This window comes from Streptomyces sp. NPDC048734, assembly GCF_043198675.1.
In the GTDB taxonomy this organism is placed as follows: Bacteria; Actinomycetota; Actinomycetes; order Streptomycetales; family Streptomycetaceae; genus Streptomyces.
Map to the genome: position 1 here is coordinate 13,774 of NZ_JBICUZ010000020.1, position 19,900 is coordinate 33,673.

Genomic DNA, 19,900 nt, shown 5'->3' on the forward strand with positions numbered 1-19,900 from the left:
CGTGGCGGGTGCCGGGCACAGGCATGCCGGGCCTGCCCGGGGAAACCCGCATCCGGGGCGCGGCCGATCCGTGAATCCCCGGGAACCCCTGAATCATGGGGCGGGCGCCGTCCGCCGGGGCGGAAGATTAGACTCGCAGAGCCCGGCAACAGCTCGATCAGCTCTACTGCAAGGAGGCACGGGTGCCGCTGCTGACCCGCATCAGGGGACCGCGCGATCTGGACCGGCTCAGCCTGGAGGAGCTGGACCAGCTGGCAGGGGAGATCCGGACCTTCCTCGTCGACGCCGTGTCCAAGACCGGCGGCCACCTCGGCCCCAACCTCGGTGTGGTCGAGCTCACCATCGCACTGCACCGGGTCTTCGAGTCCCCGAAGGACAAGGTGCTCTGGGACACCGGCCACCAGTCCTACGTGCACAAGCTGCTCACCGGCCGGCAGGACTTCTCCCGGCTGAAGATGAAGGACGGCCTGTCCGGCTACCCCTCGCAGGCCGAGTCCGAGCACGACGTCATCGAGAACAGCCACGCCTCCACGGTGCTCGGCTGGGCCGACGGCATCGCCAAGGCCAACGAGATCCTGAAACGGGACAGCCGCGTCGTGGCGGTCATCGGTGACGGTGCCCTGACCGGCGGCATGGCCTGGGAGGCGCTGAACAACATCGCCGAGGCCAAGGACCGTCCGCTCGTCATCGTCGTCAACGACAACGAGCGTTCCTACGCCCCCACCATCGGCGGCCTCGCCAACCACCTGGCGACCCTGCGCACGACCGACGGCTACGAGCGCTTCCTGGCCCGCACCAAGGACATCCTCGACCGCACCCCGGTCGTCGGGAAGCCCCTCTTCGACACCCTGCACGGCGCCAAGAAGGGCCTGAAGGACTTCATCGCGCCGCAGGGCATGTTCGAGGACCTCGGCCTGAAGTACGTCGGCCCCATCGACGGCCACGACATCGAGGCCCTGGAGTCGGCGCTGGCCCGCGCCAAGCGCTTCGGCGGCCCCGTCATCGTGCACTGCCTCACCGAGAAGGGCCGCGGCTACCAGCCCGCCCTCCAGGACGAGGCCGACCGCTTCCACGCCGTCGGCAAGATCCACCCCGACACGGGTCTGCCGATCGCCAGCAGCGGCGCCGACTGGACCTCCGTCTTCGGCGAGGAGATGGTCAAGCTCGGCACCGAGCGCGAGGACGTCGTCGCCATCACCGCGGCCATGCTCCAGCCCGTCGGCCTGGACAAGTTCGCCAAGGCCTTCCCCGACCGCGTCTACGACGTCGGCATCGCCGAGCAGCACGGCGCCGTCTCCGCGGCGGGCCTCGCCCACGCGGGCGTGCACCCCGTCTTCGCGGTCTACGCCACCTTCCTCAACCGCGCCTTCGACCAGGTCCTCATGGACGTCGCCCTGCACAGGTGCGGGGTCACCTTCGTGCTCGACCGGGCCGGCGTGACCGGCACCGACGGCGCCTCCCACAACGGCATGTGGGACATGTCGATCCTCCAGGTCGTCCCGGGCCTCCGGCTGGCCGCGCCGCGCGACGCCGACCAGGTGCGCGCCCAGCTGCGGGAGGCCGTCGAGGTCGACGACGCGCCGACCGTGGTGCGCTTCTCCAAGGGCGCCGTCGGACCCGCCGTGCCGGCCGTGGGACGCGTCGGCGGCATGGACGTACTGCGCGAGCCGGGCACGGACCGGCCCGACGTGCTGCTGGTCTCCGTGGGCGCCCTCGCCCCGATGTGCCTGGAGATCGCCGCCCTCCTCGACCGCCAGGGCATCTCCACCACCGTCGTCGACCCGCGCTGGGTCAAGCCCGTCGACGAGGCCATGGCCCCGCTCGCCGAGCGCCACCGCGTCGTCGTCACCGTCGAGGACAACTCGCGCGTCGGCGGCGTCGGCTCCACGATCGCCCAGGCCCTGCGCGACGCCGGGGTCGACGTGCCCCTGCGCGACTTCGGCATCCCGCCCCGCTTCCTCGACCACGCCTCCCGCGCCGAGGTCATGGCCGAGATCGGGCTGACCGCCCCCGACATCGCCCGCCAGGTCACCGGCCTGGTCTCCCGCCTCGACGGGCGGTACGACAGGACGGCCGCCGAGGTCGAGCCCGCCCGCGACTGACGGGAACGCACGCCACCGACGGGAAGGCGCGCGACCCGCGCGATCCGCACCCGCACGCCGTGCCGGGCCGGTTTCACCGCTGAGAGAGTGGTGAAACCGGCCCATTTGCGTGATTGAGCCCACTGCGGGGCATACGGACTACGGCCCCTCTCGATCATGTCGGGGACGACACCGCGTGGGAGGTAAACCCGTGAGCAACGCCCTCTTCCGGACGAAGAAGGTCGAGCAGTCCATCCTCGACACCGAGGAACCAGAGCACGCGCTCAAGAAATCCCTGTCCGCGCTCGACCTGACCGTCTTCGGTGTCGGCGTCATCATCGGCACCGGCATCTTCGTCCTGACCGGCACGGTCGCCAAGAACAACGCCGGCCCCGCCGTCGCCCTGGCCTTCGTGGCGGCCGGCGTCGTCTGCGCGCTCGCCGCGCTCTGCTACGCCGAGTTCGCCTCCACCGTCCCGGTGGCCGGCTCCGCCTACACCTTCTCCTACGCCTCCCTCGGAGAACTGCCCGCCTGGATCATCGGCTGGGACCTGGTCCTGGAGTTCGCGCTGGGCACGGCGGTGGTCGCGGTCGGCTGGTCCGGCTACATCGCCTCGCTGCTGGACAACGCGGGCTGGCACCTGCCGGAGGCGCTCAGCGGCCGGGACGGGGCCGAGGGCTTCGGCTTCGACATCCTCGCCGCCGCGCTCGTCCTGGTCCTCACCGCCATCCTCGTCGTGGGCACCAAGCTCTCCGCGCGCGTCACCTCGGTGGTCGTCGCCATCAAGGTGACCGTGGTCCTCGTCGTGATCATCGCGGGCGCCTTCCTCATCAAGGGCGACAACTACGACCCGTTCATCCCGAAGGCCCAGGAGGTGCCGGCCGGCGACAGCCTCCAGGCCCCGCTCATCCAGCTGATGTTCGGCTGGGCACCGTCCAACTTCGGCGTGATGGGCATCTTCACCGCCGCCTCCGTGGTCTTCTTCGCGTTCATCGGCTTCGACGTGGTCGCCACGGCCGCCGAGGAGACCAAGAACCCGCAGCGCGACATGCCCCGCGGCATCCTCGGCTCCCTGATCATCTGCACCGCCCTCTACGTCGCGGTGTCGATCGTCGTGACCGGCATGCAGAACTACACCGAGCTGTCCATCACCGCCCCCCTCGCCGACGCGTTCAAGGCCACCGGCCACCCCTGGTTCGCCGGCTTCATCAGCTTCGGCGCCGCCGTCGGCCTCACCACGGTCTGCATGATCCTGCTGCTCGGCCAGACCCGCGTCTTCTTCGCGATGAGCCGCGACGGACTGCTGCCGCGGTTCTTCTCCCAGGTCCACCCGCGGTTCAAGACCCCGCACCGGCCGACCATCCTGCTCGGCGTGCTCATCGCGATCCTCGCCGGCTTCACGCCCCTGAGCGAACTCGCCGAACTCGTCAACATCGGCACGCTCTTCGCCTTCGTGGTCGTCGCCATCGGCGTGATCGTCCTCCGCCGGACCCGTCCCGACCTGCCCCGCGCCTTCCGCACCCCCTGGGTGCCGGCGCTGCCGATCCTGTCGGTGCTGGCCTCGCTGTGGCTGATGCTCAACCTGCCCGCCGAGACCTGGCTGCGCTTCGCGATCTGGATGGCGATCGGGGCCGTCGTCTACTTCCTGTACGGCCGCTCGCACAGCCGGCTGGGCCGCGGCGAGGGCACCGCCGTCGGCCAGGGCGCCGGGCCCGGCCCCGGCGACGGCCGCCGCTGAACACCGCGCCCCACGGCCCCGCGTGCCCCGCCCCGGCGGTGCCCGCGGGGCCGCCCGGCCGCCCCGCCGTCTGGTGGTGTGCCGCCCGGCCGCCCTACCGCCCCACCGTCCAGCCGTCCGGCCGCCCTACCGCCCCACCGTCCGGCCGCCCTACCGCCCCACCGTCCGGCCGTCCGGCCGTCCGGCCGTCCGGCCGTCCGGCCGGGATGCGCGCAGGTGCCGTACCCGCCTACGCCCGGACGGTGCGGGGGCCCGTCACCTCGGCGCCCAGCGCGGTGACCCGCCGGCGCAGCTCGCGGTCGGCCGTGACGACCAGGCGGCGGCGGTCTCCCGACCGGGCCACCAGGCCGACGATGTGGTCGTCGCCGCTGCCGGACGCCGACTCCACCCGTACGCCGGGCACCGGTGCCACACCGCGCGCGGCGCCCTCGACGACCAGGACGACCTCCACGGGCCCGGAGTGCCCCGGCAGCCCGTCGGAGGCCAGCCGGTCCCGCAGCCGCTCCGCGGCGCCCCGCCGGTCACGCCACCACCCGTCGGGCACCGACCCCACGACGTTCGCGGCGTCGACGATCACGAGCAGCGGGCCGTTGTCGTCGTCCATGGCGACCAGGGTGCCACGGCCGGTGGCGGCCGACGGCGGCCCCCGACGCGGCCCACCCGAGGGTGCCGTCGACGGGCCGTCATAAAGTGACCGGGTGAACGGCGAATGGCTCGTACGCGGCCGTGACGGGCGGCTCTGTGTGTATCTGACGTCGGACGACGCGGTCCTGTGCCGCGCGGAGCGCACCCCTGGCGGCGCCTGGGACCCGCCGCGCAGGGTCGGTGGCGACCAGAAGCTGCGCGCGGTCCCGGCGGTCGGCCGCGGGGCCGACGGCTACGCCCATCTCGCCTCCTGGCGGCCCACCGTGCCGGGCCAGTCGGGAATCGTGCACTCCGCCCACTTCCGGCCCCTGCTCGCCGCCCTGGACTGGGTGCCGGTCGGCCACCCGGACACCAAGGGCGACCTCACCGGCACCCCCGCCGTCGCCGTGGACGCCCAGGGACGGGCGCACGTCTTCGTTGCCCGGACCGGCACCGGGCTCGGCATGGTCGCCCAGAAGGAGAAGGGCGGCTGGGACCCGTGGCGCGACCTGAAGGGGCCGGACGTCCTCGGAGCACCGGTCGCGCTCGCGGGGGAGTCCGGGCGCGTCGAGGCGTACGCCGCCGTCCCCGGCGGGCTCCAGCACTGGCGGCAGGAGCAGCCGGGCACCCCGCCCGTCCTCGGGGAGTCGGTGCAGACGCCGGTCCGCCCCGACACCCTGCGGGCCCTGGCCACCTCGCCGGAGCACACCACGCTCTACTACACCGACGCGTCGGGGGACTTGTGCGCCTGGCGCCCCGGTGGCGCGCCCGTCGTCCTGCTCGCCGCGGCGGGCCCCGGCCCGGCGGCCGCCGTGCGCTGCGAACTCGACGGCCACGACTGCACGCTGCTCGCCCAGCGCTCGTCCGGCGGCCGGGTGGCCTTCGCGGCGTACCCCACAGAGCAGGAGGACGCCGGCGCCTGGTGGACCGAGTCCGGACCCCGGCTGCCCGCCGACGCCGAGGTGGCGCTCGCCCGCGACCACGAGGAGCGGGTGGTCGCCGTGACCCTGTCCCCGTCGGCCGGCCGGCTCCTCGTCACCCGCCGCAAGGACGAACCCGGGCTGGCGCTGACGGCATGGCAGGAGGTCTGACCGACCCACCGGGCCCGCATACGTGAAGAGGGCCCCCGCCGACCGGCGGGGGCCCTCTTCACGTCATGCGCGCGCGTTACGCCGGGATCGACGCCACGCCCGGAGCCAGGAACTTCTTGCCGTTCACCCGCTCCGACACGCCCTCACGGTCCAGGTACGGCGTGATGCCGCCCAGGTGGAAGGGCCAGCCGGCACCGGTGATCAGGCAGAGGTCGACGTCCTGCGCCTCGGCGACGACGCCCTCGTCGAGCATGAGCCCGATCTCCTGCGCCACCGCGTCCAGGACGCGCGCCCGCACCTGTTCCTCGGTCAGGACGGTGTCACCCTGCTTCAGCAGCGCGGCGACCTCCGGGTCCAGCTCCGGCTTGAAGTTGTTCTCGGCGGAGTAGACGTAGAAGCCGCGCTTGCCCGCCTCGACGACCGCCTTGAGGTTCGGGGAGACCGTGAAGCGGTCCGGGAACGCCCGGTTGAGCGTCTCCGAGACGTGCAGGCCGATGGCCGGGCCGACCAGCTCGAGGAGGACCAGCGGGGACATCGGCAGGCCGAGCGGTTCCACCGCCTTCTCCGCGACCTCGACCGGGGTGCCCTCGTCGATGACGTTCTGCACCTCGCCCATGAAGCGGGTCAGGATGCGGTTCACGACGAACGCCGGGGCGTCCTTCACCAGGACGGCCGTCTTCTTCAGCTTCTTGGCGACGGCGAAGGCGGTGGCCAGCGACGCGTCGTCGGTCGCCTCGCCGCGCACGATCTCCAGGAGCGGCAGGACCGCGACCGGGTTGAAGAAGTGGAAGCCCACGACCCGCTCGGGGTTCTTCAGCTTCGACGCCATCTCGGTGACGGACAGGGACGAGGTGTTGGTGGCGAGGATCGCGTGCGCCGGGGCGACCGCCTCGACCTCCGCGAACACCTGCTGCTTGACGCCGATCTCCTCGAACACGGCCTCGATGATGAAGTCCGCGTCCGCGAAGCCCTCGGCCTTGTCCAGCACACCGGTCACCAGCGCCTTGAGGCGATTGGCCTTGTCCTGGTTGATGCGGCCCTTGCCGAGCAGCTTGTCGATCTCGGCGTGGACGTAGCCCACACCCTTGTCGACGCGCTCCTGGTCGATGTCGGTCAGCACGACCGGCACCTCCAGGCGGCGCAGGAACAGCAGGGCGAGCTGCGAGGCCATCAGGCCCGCGCCGACGACGCCGACCTTGGTGACCGGGCGGGCCAGGTTCTTGTCCGGGGCGCCGGCCGGGCGCTTGCCGCGCTTCTGCACCAGGTTGAAGGCGTAGATGCCGGCGCGCAGTTCGCCGCCCATGATCAGGTCGGCGAGGGCCTGGTCCTCGGCGTCGTAGCCCTGCTGGAGGTCGCCGTTCTTGGCGGCGGCGATGATGTCGAGGGCGCGGTAGGCGGCCGGGGCCGCACCGTGCACCTTGCCGTCCGCGACGAAGCGGCCCCGGGCGACGGCCTGGTCCCAGGCCTCGCCGCGGTCGACCACCGGGCGCTCGACGACGATCTCGCCCTTGAGGACGGACGCCGTCCAGATCAGCGACTGCTCCAGGAAGTCCGCGCCCTCGAACAGGGCGTCGGCGATGCCCAGTTCGTAGACCTGGGCGCCCTTGAGCTGCTTGTTCTGGTTGAGCGAGTTCTCGATGATCACCGAGACGGCCTTGTCGGCGCCGATCAGGTTCGGCAGCAGGGTGCAGCCGCCCCAGCCGGGGACCAGGCCGAGGAAGACCTCGGGCAGCGAGAAGGCGGGCAGGGCCGCGGACACCGTGCGGTAGGTGCAGTGCAGGCCGACCTCGACGCCGCCGCCCATGGCCGCGCCGTTGTAGTACGCGAAGGTCGGCACGGCCAGGCCGGAGAGGCGCTTGAAGACCTCGTGGCCGCCCTTGCCGATGGCGAGCGCGTGCTCGTGCTCCTTCAGCAGCTCGACGCCCTTGAGGTCGGCGCCGACCGCGAAGATGAACGGCTTGCCGGTGACGCCTGCGGCGACGATCTCGCCGGCCGCCGCCTCCTTCTCGACCTGGTCGATCGCGGTGTTCAGGTTCGCGAGGGACTGCGGGCCGAAGGTGGTCGGCTTGGTGTGGTCCAGGCCGTTGTCGAGGGTGATCAGGGCGAAGCGCCCGGCACCCAGCGGCAGGTCGAAGTGGCGTACGTGCGCCTGCGTGACGACCTCGTCCGGGAACAGCTCGGCCGCACCCTTCAGCAGCTCAGCGGTGGTGCTCACTTGTCCCCCTCGAAGTGCGGGTTCTCCCAGACGACCGTCGCGCCCATGCCGAAGCCGACGCACATGGTGGTCAGGCCGTAGCGGACGTGCGGCTGCTCCTCGAACTGGCGGGCCAGCTGCGTCATCAGCCGGACGCCGGAGGAGGCCAGCGGGTGGCCGAAGGCGATGGCGCCGCCGTACTGGTTGACGCGCTCGTCGTCGTCGGCGATGCCGTAGTGGTCCAGGAAGGCCAGGACCTGGACGGCGAAGGCCTCGTTGATCTCGAAGAGGCCGATGTCGGAGATGGACAGACCCGCCTGCGCGAGGGCCTTCTCCGTGGCCGGGATCGGGCCGTAGCCCATGACCTCCGGCTCGACGCCCACGAAGGCGTAGGAGACCAGGCGCATCTTGACCGGCAGGCCGTTCTCGCGCGCGAAGTCCTCGGAGGCGATGAGGGAGGCGGTGGCGCCGTCGTTCAGACCGGCCGCGTTGCCGGCGGTGACCCGGCCGTGCACGCGGAACGGCGTCTTCAGCCCGGAGAGGTTCTCCAGGGTCGTGCCCGGACGCATCGGCTCGTCGGCGGTGACCAGGCCCCAGCCCGTCTCACCGGCCTCGGGGCTGGTACGCCGCACGGACACCGGCACCAGGTCGGCCTGGATCTTGCCGTTGGCGTAGGCCTTGGCGGCCTTCTCCTGCGAGCGCACCGCGTACTCGTCGGCGCGCAGCTTGGTGATCTGCGGGTAGCGGTCGTGCAGGTTCTCCGCCGTCATGCCCATGAACAGGGCGGACTCGTCGACCAGCTTCTCGCTGACGAACCGCGGGTTCGGGTCGACGCCCTCGCCCATCGGGTGGCGGCCCATGTGCTCGACACCGCCGGCGATGGCGACGTCGTAGGCGCCGAAGGCGACGGAGCCGGCGACCGAGGTGACGGCCGTCAGGGCGCCCGCGCACATGCGGTCGATGGAGTAACCGGGCACCGAGGTCGGCAGGCCGGCCAGGATGCCGGCGGTGCGGCCGATGGTCAGGCCCTGGTCGCCGATCTGCGTGGTCGCGGCGATGGCGACCTCGTCGACCTTCTTCGGGTCGAGACCGGGATTGCGGCGCAGCAGCTCCCGGATCGCCTTCACGACGAGGTCGTCGGCACGGGTCTCGTGGTAGATGCCCTTCGGGCCCGCCTTGCCGAACGGGGTACGGACGCCGTCGACGAAGACGACGTCCCTGACGGTACGAGGCACGATGGCTCTCCTCCAGGTGCGGGATGGCACTGCTGCGTTGCGCAAGCGCTGAGCGCGCGCTCAGAACCCATGCTACTTGTGGGTAACGTAGCTGCACAGCCCCACCCGGCGGAGCGGTGAATGTCACACGCCCGGTGGAGCCGCCGACCCCGCGGCTCCGGCACCGGTCCGCTGCGTGCCCGCACGGGATCTTGGCCTGATCCCGACCTCGGGTACCGCTTCGGGGGCGCGGCCCGGTCGGGCCGGGCGCGGACACCGCGCGCGTCACCCCTCACGGCCGGCAGCCGCCGTATGACAGCGATGTCCGCGGCGACGGCTACGCGGGCCCCTGCCTCCCGGCCTCCGGCGCACCGCTTCCCCGCGTGCCCGTGCCCGCACTCGTGTCCCGGGCCTTCGCCGACAGCGCCGCCACCAGTACCGGGGTCGCCTGCTCCACCTGCCAGGGGCGGGCGCCGAGGGCCGTGAGCGCCGAGACGACGGAGTCCGTGTCGGCCGGCTGGGGCGGTTCCCAGCAGACCCGCCGGACGGTGTCCGGGGCGATCAGGTTCTCCTGCGGCATGTTCAGTTCCTCGGCCAGAGCCGAGACGGCCGACCGTGCCGCCGAGAGGCGGGCCGCCGCCTCGGGGTCCTTGTCCGCCCAGGCCCGCGGCGGCGGCGGCCCCGCGACCGACTGCCCCGGCTGCGGCAGCTGCGACTCGGTCAGCGCCCTGGCCCGGTCGACGGCCGCCTGCCACTGCTCGAGCTGACGCCGGCTCATCCGGTGCCCGAAGCCGTTCAGCGCGGCCAGCGCGTGCACGGTGGCCGGCACGGCGAGTGCGGCCTCCACGATGGCCGCGTCCGACAACACCTTGCCGGGCGACACGTCCCGCCGTTGGGCGATCCGGTCCCGCGTCTGCCACAGCTCCCGCACCACACCGAGCTGGCGGCGCCGGCGCACCTTGTGCATGCCGGACGTGCGGCGCCAGGGGTCCTTGCGGGGCTCGGGCGGCGGTGCGGAGGCGATCGCGTCGAACTCCTGCCGGGCCCACTCCAGCTTGCCCTGCCGGTCCAGTTCCTTCTCCAGCGCGTCGCGCAGGTCGACGAGGAGCTCGACGTCCAGGGCGGCGTAGCGCAGCCACGGCTCGGGCAGCGGGCGGGTGGACCAGTCGACGGCGGAGTGTCCCTTCTCCAGGACGAAACCGAGGACGCCCTCGACCATCGCGCCGAGTCCGACGCGCGGGAACCCGGCCAGTCGCCCGGCCAGCTCGGTGTCGAACAGCCGGGTGGGCACCATGCCTATCTCCCGCAGGCACGGCAGGTCCTGGGTGGCCGCGTGCAACACCCACTCCACGTCGGACAGCGCCTCGCCGAGCACGGAGAGATCGGGGCAGGCGACGGGGTCGATCAGCGCGGTGCCGGCGCCCTCGCGGCGCAGCTGCACCAGATAGGCGCGCTGGCCGTAGCGGTAGCCGGAGGCGCGCTCGGCGTCCACGGCGACGGGGCCGGAGCCGGCCGCGAAGGCGGCGATCACCTCGGCGAGCGCGGCGTCGTCGGCGATCACGGGGGGAATGCCCTCGCGCGGTTCGAGCAGTGGTGTCGGCGCCCCGGTGTCAAGCGGTCCGTCGTCTTCCGGAGGGGCGCCCCCGGTGGTTCGCAGTGAGCTGGCTGCTGCGGTTTCTTGGGCGTCGGTCACCTGTCAAGGGTATCCGTGTGTGGACGACGACCGCCGACGGAACGTTCCGTCGGCGGTCGCCGCAGGGTCGCAAACCAGTCAGGCAGGTGGAGGGGGACGGGAAACCGGCCGGACCGGCGAGGACGGGCAGGGCGAACCGGTGAGGCGAATGAGGGGGGAGGGGGAGGTGGGTGAGGGGAGGGCGGGGGGATCGAGGCGGTCGGGATGGATCGAAGAGGATCAGTGGGGGTGCGCGTCGGGACCGGGGTCGATCCGCCGGGTGGCCGGGTGGCCGGGTGACCGGGTGGCCCTCGGTCCGCGAAGCTCAGTGGATGATGCCGGTGCGCAGCGCCACCGCGACCATCCCGGCGCGGTCACCCGTGCCGAGCTTGCGGGCGATGCGGGCGAGGTGGCTCTTGACGGTCAGTGCGGACAGGCCCATCGAGACGCCGATCGCCTTGTTGGACTGGCCTTCGGCGACCAGGCGCAACACCTCCACCTCGCGGCCGGACAGCTCGCGGTAGCCGCCCGGGTGGCTCGGGGCACCCGGGGGGCGGCGGTGGAGGCGGGCGGCGGCCGCGCCGATGGGGGCGGCACCGGGCCGGGTGGGGAGCCCGACGTTGGTGCGGGTGCCGGTGACGACATAGCCCTTGACGCCGCCGGCGAGGGCGTTGCGTACGGCCCCGATGTCGTCGGCCGCGGAGAGGGCGAGCCCGTTGGGCCAGCCCGCGGCGCGGGTCTCCGACAGCAGGGTGAGGCCGGAGCCGTCGGGAAGGTGGACGTCGGCGACGCAGATGTCGCGGGGGTTGCCGATGCGGGGACGAGCCTCCGCGACGGACGAGGCCTCGATGACGTCGCGTACACCGAGCGCCCACAGATGGCGGGTGACGGTGGAACGGACGCGCGGGTCGGCCACGACCACCATGGCGGTGGGCTTGTTCGGGCGGTAGGCGACCAGGCTTGCGGGCTGCTCGAGGAGAACGGACACCAGGCCTCCTGGGAGGGGGGATGACGGGCCGGCTCGTGGGGATGAAGCCGGGACGAACCGTGCTTTCAAGGTCACAGTCGTCTTCGGCACCGGAGCGTGGGGCCTTTAGAAAATGATCACGATCTAGTGAGTAAAAATCCGTCTAATTCGGACGCGTGATCGATCATCCGAAGATCGAGTCGGTTTGAGCGAGTGTCGTATGGGATCGAAAGTGGCCGTATCGACAAAGAGATGGTCAATCGGGACGGCCGTTCGGGGGACTCCGCGGTTGCCGGACCCGAACACGGCGTGCGAGCGCGGCCGACGGGCCTCGGCAGGGTCGTGAAGTAGTGAGGTCGTGAGGTCGGCGGGAGCCGGGAAACCGGAAGGGGCAGGGGTGTGCCGGGCGGCGGCGGAACCCGCCCTCGGCGTGCGCGGTCACCGCGACTGCGGCCCCGGTCGTTGCGGCAGTGTCACCGCGACTGTGGCGCCGGTCGTTGCGGCAGTGTCACCGCGACTGCGGCCTCGGTCGTTGCGGCAGTGTCACCGCGACTGTGGCGCCGGTCGTTGCGGCAGTGTCACCGCGACCGCGGCCCGGTCGTTACGGCAGTGTCACCGCGACTGCGGCCCCCGTCGCTGCGGCAGTGTCACCACGGACGCGTCCCCCGGACCGGCCGGCGGCAGCCCCGCGACCTGCGCCAGCAGATCGCACCAGGACGCCAGGTGCGCCGCCGTGTCCGGGACCGAGCCGCGCCCCTCGCGGGGCGTCCAGGAGGCCCGGATCTCGATCTGCGAGGACGCCGGACGTTCCGACAGGCCGCCGAAGTAGTGCGAACTCGCCCGCGTGACCGTGCCGCTCGGCTCGCCGTACGTCAGGCCGCGCGCCTGGAGCGCCCCGGTCAGCCAGGACCAGCACACCTCCGGCAGCAGCGGGTCCACCGCCATCTCCTGCTCCAGCTCCGCCCGCACCAGGGTGACCAGCCGGAAGGTGCCGCGCCAGGCGTCGTGCCCGGCCGGGTCGTGCAGCAGGACCAGGCGCCCGTCGGCCAGGTCCTGGTCGCCGTCCACGACGGTCGCCTCCAGCGCGTACGCGTACGGCGCGAGGCGCCGCGGGGCCGGTGTCGGCTCGATCTCGATCTGGGGCCGCAGCCGGGCGGTCCGCAGCGCGTCGACGGCGGCCTGGAAGGGCGCCGGAGCCGCCCTGCTCTCCTCCCGGTCCTCCCCGTTCGCGTCATCCATCCCGCCCGTACCGTCCGACAGTCGTCCCTGAGCCGCAGCCATGCCGGGAACATTAAGGGGAACGGGAGCTTCGCGCAGGGCAAGACACCCGCGCGCGGACCTCGGACGGCTGCGCGCTGGGCGAACAGGCGCGCGGGCGGGGGGGGGTCGGTGGGCGCCCCGCGGGCGGGACGGGGGCGACCCGCCGGTTTCCGCGGGCTTTCCGCGCCGTGGGAGACTTGCCGTCGTGAGCGCGAACGAGAGCCCCGCGGGCCGGCAGCCGACAGCGACGTACGACAGCCCCTTCATGAAGGCGTGCCGGCGTGAACCGGTGCCGCACACGCCCGTGTGGTTCATGCGCCAGGCCGGGCGCTCGCTGCCCGAGTACCGCAAGGTGCGCGAGGGCATCCCGATGCTCGAGTCCTGCATGCGGCCCGAGCTGGTCACCGAGATCACCCTCCAGCCGGTGCGCCGGCACGGCGTGGACGCGGCGATCTACTTCAGCGACATCGTCGTCCCGCTCAAGGCGATCGGCCTCGACCTCGACATCAAGCCGGGCGTCGGCCCGGTCGTCGCGGAACCGATCCGTACCCGTGCCGACCTCGCCCGGCTGCGCGACCTCACCCCGGAGGACGTCTCCTACGTCACCGAGGCGATCGGCCTGCTGACCCGCGAGCTGGGTTCCACCCCCCTCATCGGTTTCGCGGGCGCGCCTTTCACCCTTGCGAGCTACCTCGTCGAGGGCGGCCCGTCGCGCACGTACGAGAACGCCAAGGCGATGATGTACGGCGACCCCGAACTGTGGGCCGACCTGCTGGACCGCCTCGCGGACATCACGGCGGCCTTCCTGAAGGTGCAGATCGAGGCGGGCGCGTCGGCGGTCCAGCTGTTCGACTCGTGGGTGGGCGCCCTCGCTCCGGCCGACTACCGCCGTTCGGTGATGCCGGCCTCGGTGAAGGTCTTCGAGGCCGTCGCCGGGTACGGCGTCCCGCGCATCCACTTCGGCGTCGGCACCGGCGAGCTGCTCCGGCTCATGGGCGAGGCGGGCGCGGACGTCGTCGGCGTCGACTGGCGCGTCCCGCTCGACGAGGCCGCCCGCCGGGTCGGCCCCGGCAAGGCGCTCCAGGGCAACCTCGACCCGACCGTGCTGTTCTCCTCCACCGAGGCCGTCGAGACCAAGACCCGCGAGGTCCTCGACGCCGCCGCGGGCCTGGAGGGCCACGTCTTCAACCTCGGGCACGGCGTCATGCCGTCCACCGACCCGGACGCGCTGACCCGCCTCGTGGAGTACGTCCACACCCACACGGCCCGCTGACCCGCCGCCCCCGTCACCAGCCGGGCCGCGCCCTCCTGCCGAACAGCAGGCCGCGCGGCTCCGGCGGTGGCGGCGTGCCCTTCTTCAGCGGCCAGGCGAGCAGCATGCCCGCCAGGAAGCCGACGACGTGCGCCGCGTACGCCACCGTGCCCGCGTCGGACACGCCCTCGCCGGACGAGTACACCGCCTGGAGCCCGAACCAGAAGCCCAGCACCAGCCAGGCCGGCAGCCGCAGCGGAAGGAAGACCAGGAACGGCACGAGCACCCACACCCTGGCCTTCGGATACAGCACCAGATAGGCGCCCAGCACGCCCGCGACCGCTCCCGAGGCGCCGATCAGCGGGTCGGCCGAGTCGGCGTTGACGAGCGCGAAGCCGTACGACGCCGCATAGCCGCAGGCGACGTAGAACAGCGCGAAGCGGACGTGGCCCATGCGGTCCTCGATGTTGTTGCCGAAGATCAGCAGGAACAGCATGTTGCCCAGCAGGTGCAGCCAGCCGCCGTGCAGGAACATCGCGGTCAGGACGCTGAGCGCCGGGGACTTGTCGTAGTCCGGCGGGCCCAGCAGGCAGCCGCCGCCGCGTACGTCCCCGGTGGGGACCAGCTGCGGAAACTGATGGTGGATCAACTCGCGCGGGACGACCGCGTACTGCTCCAGGAACGCGTCCAGACGGCAGGTCTGCGCCAGCGTGCTGTCACCCGCCACCGCGCCGGACAGGCCCGGCATGAACAGGAACACGGAGACGTTCACGGCGATCAGCGCATACGTCACCACGGGAGTACGGCGCGCGGGATTCACGTCATGGACGGGGATGACCACAAGGAAGTACTGCCCCCGATCCGTTCGGTGAACCGGTGAACGCGGTTCCCCGCGGGCCCGTATGAACCGGCAACCGCCCGCGGCACTGGGAAGGCGGGCCGCGGGAACGACGTGAGGAACAGGCGATGAACGACAGGGTGACCCCTCCGATGCACGCCACACCCGACGGTGAGGCGGAGATCGCGCTCGTGATCCGGCTGCCCTGGGAGGACGTGGCCCGGCTCGGCCAGGAGGCGGGGCGGCTGGCCGCGCAGCACCAGCGGGCGGTGACCCTCGACGAGGCCGTCAGCCACCGGCTGCGGTCCCGGCCGGCGTCGGCGGCGCACGCGAAGCCGGCCGAGCAGCAGCCTCCGGCGGTCTCCGCGCTGCCGAGACTGTCCGGGACCGCGTAGGCCGAGGCCGTGCGGGTCGGATGCGGGTGTGCGGGGGCCGCTGCCGCTGCTATCCCCGTGCGTCGCGCACCTTCACGGCCGCCTTCCGCGCCGCCACCAGCACCGGATCCCACACCGGGCTGAACGGCGGGGCGTAGCCCAGGTCCAGGGTGGTCATCCGCTCGGCCGTCATGCCCGCCGTCAGGGCCACCGCCGCGATGTCGACGCGTTTGGCCGCGCCCTCCCTGCCGACGATCTGCACGCCGAGGAGGCGGCCCGTGCGGCGTTCGGCGAGCATCTTGACGGTCATGGGGGAGGCGCCGGGGTAGTAGCCGGCCCGGCTGGTCGACTCGACGGTGACCGTCTCGTACCGCAGGCCCGCCCTGCGCGCGTCCTTCTCGCGCAGGCCCGTGCGGGCGATCTCCAGGTCGCAGACCTTGCTGACGGCGGTGCCGACGACGCCGGGGAAGGTGGCGTAGCCGCCGCCGACGTTGGTGCCGATGATCTGCCCGTGCTTGTTGGCGTGGGTGCCGAGGGGGATGTGGCGTTCCTGGCCGGAGACCAGGTCGAGGACCTCGACGCAGTCGCCGCCGGCCCAGACGTTCTCGTGACCGCGCACCCGCATCGCCAGGTCGGTGAGGAGACCGCCGTGGGCGCCGAGGGGCAGGCCCGCGGCCTCGGCGAGGGCGGTCTCCGGGCGGACACCGATGCCGAGGACCACCACGTCCGCCGGGTACTCGGCGTCCGCCGTGACGACCGCCCGCACCCGGCCGTCGTCGTCGGCGAGCAGCTCGGTGACCTCGGCGTCGTTCACCATGGTGATGCCGAGCCCCTCCATGGCCTCGTGCACCAGCCGGCCCATGTCCGGGTCGAGCGTGGACATCGGCTCGCTGCCCCGGTTGACGACCGTCACCAGATAGCCCCGCTTGATGAGCGCCTCGGCCATCTCCACGCCGATGTAGCCCGCCCCGACCACCACGGCGTGCCGCCCGTGCGCGCGGGTGCGCGCGAGCGAGTCGAGCAGGTCCTGCCCGTCGTCGAGCGTCTGCACCCCGTGCACGCCCTCGGCGTCGGCCCCCGGCAGGTCCGGCCGGATCGGCCGGGCCCCGGTGGCGATCACGAGGTCGTCGTACGACGTCCAGGACTCCGCCCCGGAATCGACGTCACGCGCGCGTACCCGCTGCCCGGCGAGGTCGATCTCCGTGACCTCGGTGCGCAGGCGCAGGTCGATCCCGCGCGCGCGGTGCTCCTGCGGCGTGCGGGCGATCAGGTCGTCCCGCTCGTCCACGTCGCCCCCCACCCAGTACGGGATGCCGCAGGCCGAGTAGGACGTGAAGTGGCCGCGCTCGAAGGCCACGACGTCCAGTTCCCCGGGCCCCTTCAGCCGGCGGGCCTGGGAGGCCGCCGACATGCCCGCGGCGTCGCCGCCGATCACGACCAGCCGCTCCCGCCCGGCCGCCCCGGTGCGCGCGCTCTCGCTCATGCTCATGCGGACACGCTACGGGGCGGACGGCACGGGATCCCGCCCGCCCTCGCCCCCCACCGGGCCCACCGGGCCGCGGACTTGGCGGGCGGCCGGATCCCGCTCGAACCCCGTGACGGCCGTCCGCCGCACCCGACGGCGCCAGGGCGGACTCCGACGGGTGCGCCGGGGACAGCGGCGGGGCGGACGGCTTCGCCAGGACCGCGGGGCAGCGTTCAGTGGCACACCCGGGTCCCGGACCGCTCGGAGCCGACCGGCCCGGCCTCCCGCGGCGCCCTCGGACAGGGGAAGACCGCCGGCCGGAAGGCGAACAACGACAGCAGCAAAGGCAAAGGCAACAGCAGCCGCAACAGCAGCCGCAGCCGGGGTCCGGGTCCGACGGCGCCCTGGACATCCACGACAGCTCGGCCGCGGCCTTCCGCCGAGCGGCTCGCGGACCGCCGGCGCGCGGCACGCGCCTGCTCGACGGCCTGCCCGTCGGCCCGGCGGCTTCCGGGACGCGCCGCGGCCGCGGGGCGCCGTCGCCCGGGGCGGTGCCCGGCCCTGACGCGGCCCGGCGCCGCACGCCCGCTCAGTCCCGGTCGGCCGTCCGCTGCCCGGTCTCGTCCGGGTGGGCCGGCCGGCGCCGGGGGCGGAGCAGCCGCAGCCACACGAGCAGCGCCACCGCGAGCACCGTGGCGAACGGCAGCACCGCGCCGAACGCGATCGCGATCCAGCGCAGCATCGTCACGAACGCGTCCCAGCCACCGGCCAGCGCGTCCACGAAGCCGGGGTCGTCGTCCCCGGCCTCGACCGGCACCGGCTTCTCGGACAGGGTCAGCGTGATCGTGGCCATGCTGGTGCGGTCCTTCAGGGACGCCTGCTGGGCGAGCAGGGCCTCCAGATCGGCCTCGCGGCGGCTCAGCTCGCCCTCCAGGGTGACCACGTCGCTCAGCTTCGTCGCCCGGTCCATCAGCGCGCGGACGCGGGTCACGCTGGCGCGCTGCGAGGTGATCCGGCTCTCCACGTCGACGACCTGGTCGGTGACGTCCTGGGCCTTCGCCGTGCGCTCCAGGAGCTTGCCCGCGCCCTGCAGCCCGGCCAGGACGTCGTCGTACTCCTCCACCGGAACGCGCAGGACGACGCGGGTCTGCTCGCTGCTGTCCTCGTCGCGGACGGTCGTCTCGTCGCCGATGTAGCCGCCCGCGTTCTCGGTGGTGGCGCGGGCCCGGTCGAGGGCCTTGGGCACGTCCTTGACCCGCACGGTCAGGGTGGCGGTGCGGATGATGCGGTTGACGGACGGCTTCGGCGCCGCGGTCGCCCGCGACCCGCTCGCCCCCGCACCGGACTTGGCGTCCTCGGCCGGCCGCGCCACGCCGGCCTCCGGGCCGGCCGCCTTGTCCGAGCTGCTGCTCGCCTCTATGTCGTCCGCGCCGCATCCGGTGAGGGCGACGGCGGCGGCGAGCAGGACGCCCGCCAGGGCGTGGACCGGTCGTACGGAACGTCGTGTGCGCATGTGGGCGTACCCCCCGAGGGTTCGGCGACGGCTGACGGTCCTTCGACGCCGGGGCGGGGCAGGGCGTTCGGCCGCGGCGGTTCCGAAGCGGTCACGGTCGGGACTCGGTGGGGCCACATGGCCCTGGTCGGAGTGCCGGTGAGGTCTGAGAGAGTGGGGGGCATGAGCGCAACGGGTACGAGCACGGGGCACGTCGTCGTGGTGGGAGCCGGGATCGCGGGCCTGGCGGCCGCCCACCGGCTGCTGGAGCGCGGCACGCGCGTCACCGTGCTGGAGGCGTCCGAACGGGTCGGCGGCAAGCTCCTGCCGGGCGAGATCGCGGGCGTCCGGGTCGACCTGGGCGCGGAGTCGATGCTCGCCCGCCGCCCCGAGGCGGTCGCCCTCGCACGCGAGACGGGCCTGGGCGAGCGCCTCCAGCCGCCGGCCACCGCCACCGCCTCCGTCTGGACCCGCGGCGCCCTGCGCCCCATGCCCAAGGGCCACGTCATGGGCGTCCCCGGCACCGCCGCCGCGCTGGCCGGCCTCCTCTCCGACGAGGGCCTCGCCCGGATCGCCCGGGACGCCGACCTGCCCCGCACCGAGGTCGGCGAGGACGTGGCCGTCGGGGAGTACGTGGCGGCCCGCCTGGGCCGCGAGGTCGTCGACCGCCTGGTGGAGCCGCTCCTCGGCGGGGTCTACGCCGGTGACGCCTACCGCATCTCGATGCGCTCGGCCGTCCCGCAGCTGTTCCAGGCCGCGCGCGCCCACCGCTCGCTGACGGAGGCCGTCCGCGACATCCAGGCGAAGGCCGCCGCCCACCAGCAGACCGGACCGGTGTTCCTGGGCATCGAGGGCGGCGTCGGCTCGCTGCCGCTCGCGGTGGCCGCGTCCGTCGGGGCGCGCGGCGGCGAGATCCTCACGCGCACGCCGGTGGACGCCCTGCGCCGCGACCCGGCCGGCGGCTGGCGCGTCACCGCAGGCGACCGCGTCCTGCACGCCGACGGCGTCGTCGTCGCCGTCCCCGCGCCCGCCGCCGCCGCACTGCTCGCCGCCGAGGCGCCGGAGGCCGCCGCCGAGCTGCGCACCGTCGAGTACGCCTCGATGGCCCTGATCACCCTCGCCTTCCGCCGCTCCGAGGCCACCCTGCCCGACGGCAGCGGTTTCCTCGTCCCGCCCGTCGACGGCCGCACCGTCAAGGCGTCCACGTTCGCCTCGCGGAAGTGGGGCTGGATCGCCGACCAGGACCCGGACGTGACCGTGCTGCGCACCTCCGTCGGGCGGTACGGCGAGACGGAGATCCTGGAGCGCTCCGACGCCGAACTCGTCGACGTCTCGCGGCACGACCTGAAGGCCGCCGTCGGCCTGGACGCCACGCCCCTCGAAACCCGCGTCACCCGCTGGACGGACGGCCTGCCCCAGTACCCCGTGGGCCACCACGCGCGCGTGGCCCGCGTCCGCGAGCACCTCGCGAAGCTGCCGGGCCTCGCGGTGTGCGGCGCGCCCTACGACGGCGTCGGCATCCCCGCCTGCATCGCGAGCGCGTACGCGGCGGTCGACGGGATCGGCGGCGACGAGAGCGGCGCGCGCGAGCTGACGGCCAACCCCGTGCAAAGTCTGCACGGCGGAGCGGGAGAATGA

General features: G+C 73.3%; 15 protein-coding genes. 6 read left to right on the top strand and 9 right to left on the bottom strand.

Going from position 1 to position 19,900, the window contains the following annotated elements; translation table 11 throughout:
* Positions 1-182: 182 nt before the first annotated feature.
* A complete protein-coding gene (gene dxs, locus ACGFQC_RS32905; protein ID WP_363090409.1) occupies positions 183-2,102 on the top strand; it encodes a 1-deoxy-D-xylulose-5-phosphate synthase in 1,920 nt (639 codons plus the stop codon).
* A 190-nt stretch (positions 2,103-2,292) separates the two neighbouring features.
* Positions 2,293-3,819 carry an amino acid permease gene (locus ACGFQC_RS32910; RefSeq protein ID WP_363090410.1) on the top strand — a complete coding sequence of 509 codons (1,527 nt, stop codon included), beginning with the start codon at positions 2,293-2,295 and terminating at the stop codon, positions 3,817-3,819.
* Positions 3,820-4,048: 229 nt separating this feature from the next.
* Here the strand turns inward: ACGFQC_RS32910 and ACGFQC_RS32915 are convergent, their stop codons facing one another.
* Positions 4,049-4,423, bottom strand: coding sequence for an NTP pyrophosphohydrolase (locus tag ACGFQC_RS32915; RefSeq protein WP_363090411.1), 375 nt, complete (start codon positions 4,421-4,423; stop codon positions 4,049-4,051).
* A gap of 94 nt (positions 4,424-4,517) precedes the next feature.
* Here ACGFQC_RS32915 and ACGFQC_RS32920 point away from each other — a divergent pair, with 94 nt between their 5' ends.
* Complete coding sequence (locus ACGFQC_RS32920; protein WP_363090412.1) at positions 4,518-5,534, top strand: hypothetical protein; 1,017 nt, start codon at positions 4,518-4,520, stop codon at positions 5,532-5,534.
* Between the two features lie 76 nt (positions 5,535-5,610).
* On the opposite strand, the gene ACGFQC_RS32925 is transcribed toward ACGFQC_RS32920, so the two are convergent.
* From ACGFQC_RS32925 to ACGFQC_RS32945, 5 genes are all read right to left on the bottom strand, one after another.
* On the bottom strand, positions 5,611-7,749 hold the full coding sequence (locus ACGFQC_RS32925) for a 3-hydroxyacyl-CoA dehydrogenase NAD-binding domain-containing protein (RefSeq protein ID WP_363090413.1): 2,139 nt from the start codon (positions 7,747-7,749) through the stop codon (positions 5,611-5,613).
* Complete coding sequence (locus ACGFQC_RS32930) at positions 7,746-8,963, bottom strand: acetyl-CoA C-acyltransferase (protein ID WP_363090414.1); 1,218 nt, start codon at positions 8,961-8,963, stop codon at positions 7,746-7,748. Before ACGFQC_RS32930 ends, ACGFQC_RS32925 begins: the two co-directional genes overlap by 4 nt.
* 316 nt (positions 8,964-9,279) lie before the next feature.
* Positions 9,280-10,635, bottom strand: coding sequence for a ribonuclease D (locus ACGFQC_RS32935; RefSeq protein WP_363090415.1), 1,356 nt, complete (start codon positions 10,633-10,635; stop codon positions 9,280-9,282).
* A 304-nt stretch (positions 10,636-10,939) separates the two neighbouring features.
* Positions 10,940-11,602 (bottom strand): response regulator transcription factor, encoded by a 663-nt coding sequence (locus ACGFQC_RS32940; RefSeq protein WP_003972894.1) that lies wholly within the window; start codon positions 11,600-11,602, stop codon positions 10,940-10,942.
* 591 nt (positions 11,603-12,193) lie between these two features.
* Positions 12,194-12,862 (bottom strand): DUF3000 domain-containing protein, encoded by a 669-nt coding sequence (locus tag ACGFQC_RS32945; protein WP_363090416.1) that lies wholly within the window; start codon positions 12,860-12,862, stop codon positions 12,194-12,196.
* Between the two features lie 184 nt (positions 12,863-13,046).
* On the opposite strand from ACGFQC_RS32945, the gene hemE reads away from it, so the two are divergent.
* Positions 13,047-14,114: a uroporphyrinogen decarboxylase gene (gene hemE, locus ACGFQC_RS32950; RefSeq protein ID WP_363090417.1), complete on the top strand. Its 1,068-nt coding sequence runs from the start codon at positions 13,047-13,049 to the stop codon at positions 14,112-14,114.
* 13 nt (positions 14,115-14,127) lie between these two features.
* Here the strand turns inward: hemE and ACGFQC_RS32955 are convergent, their stop codons facing one another.
* Entirely contained in the window at positions 14,128-14,934 is an 807-nt protein-coding gene (locus ACGFQC_RS32955; protein WP_363090418.1) for a rhomboid family intramembrane serine protease, read from the bottom strand.
* 125 nt (positions 14,935-15,059) lie between these two features.
* Between ACGFQC_RS32955 and ACGFQC_RS32960 the strand changes: the two genes are divergently transcribed.
* Positions 15,060-15,326 carry a hypothetical protein gene (locus tag ACGFQC_RS32960; RefSeq protein WP_363090419.1) on the top strand — a complete coding sequence of 89 codons (267 nt, stop codon included), beginning with the start codon at positions 15,060-15,062 and terminating at the stop codon, positions 15,324-15,326.
* A 49-nt stretch (positions 15,327-15,375) separates the two neighbouring features.
* Here ACGFQC_RS32960 and ACGFQC_RS32965 read toward each other — a convergent pair whose 3' ends face one another.
* Complete coding sequence (locus ACGFQC_RS32965) at positions 15,376-16,788, bottom strand: FAD-dependent oxidoreductase (RefSeq protein ID WP_393289079.1); 1,413 nt, start codon at positions 16,786-16,788, stop codon at positions 15,376-15,378.
* Positions 16,789-17,359: 571 nt separating this feature from the next.
* Entirely contained in the window at positions 17,360-18,283 is a 924-nt protein-coding gene (locus ACGFQC_RS32970; protein WP_363090421.1) for a DUF4349 domain-containing protein, read from the bottom strand.
* Positions 18,284-18,445: 162 nt separating this feature from the next.
* Between ACGFQC_RS32970 and hemG the strand changes: the two genes are divergently transcribed.
* A complete protein-coding gene (gene hemG / locus ACGFQC_RS32975) occupies positions 18,446-19,900 on the top strand; it encodes a protoporphyrinogen oxidase (protein ID WP_363090422.1) in 1,455 nt (484 codons plus the stop codon).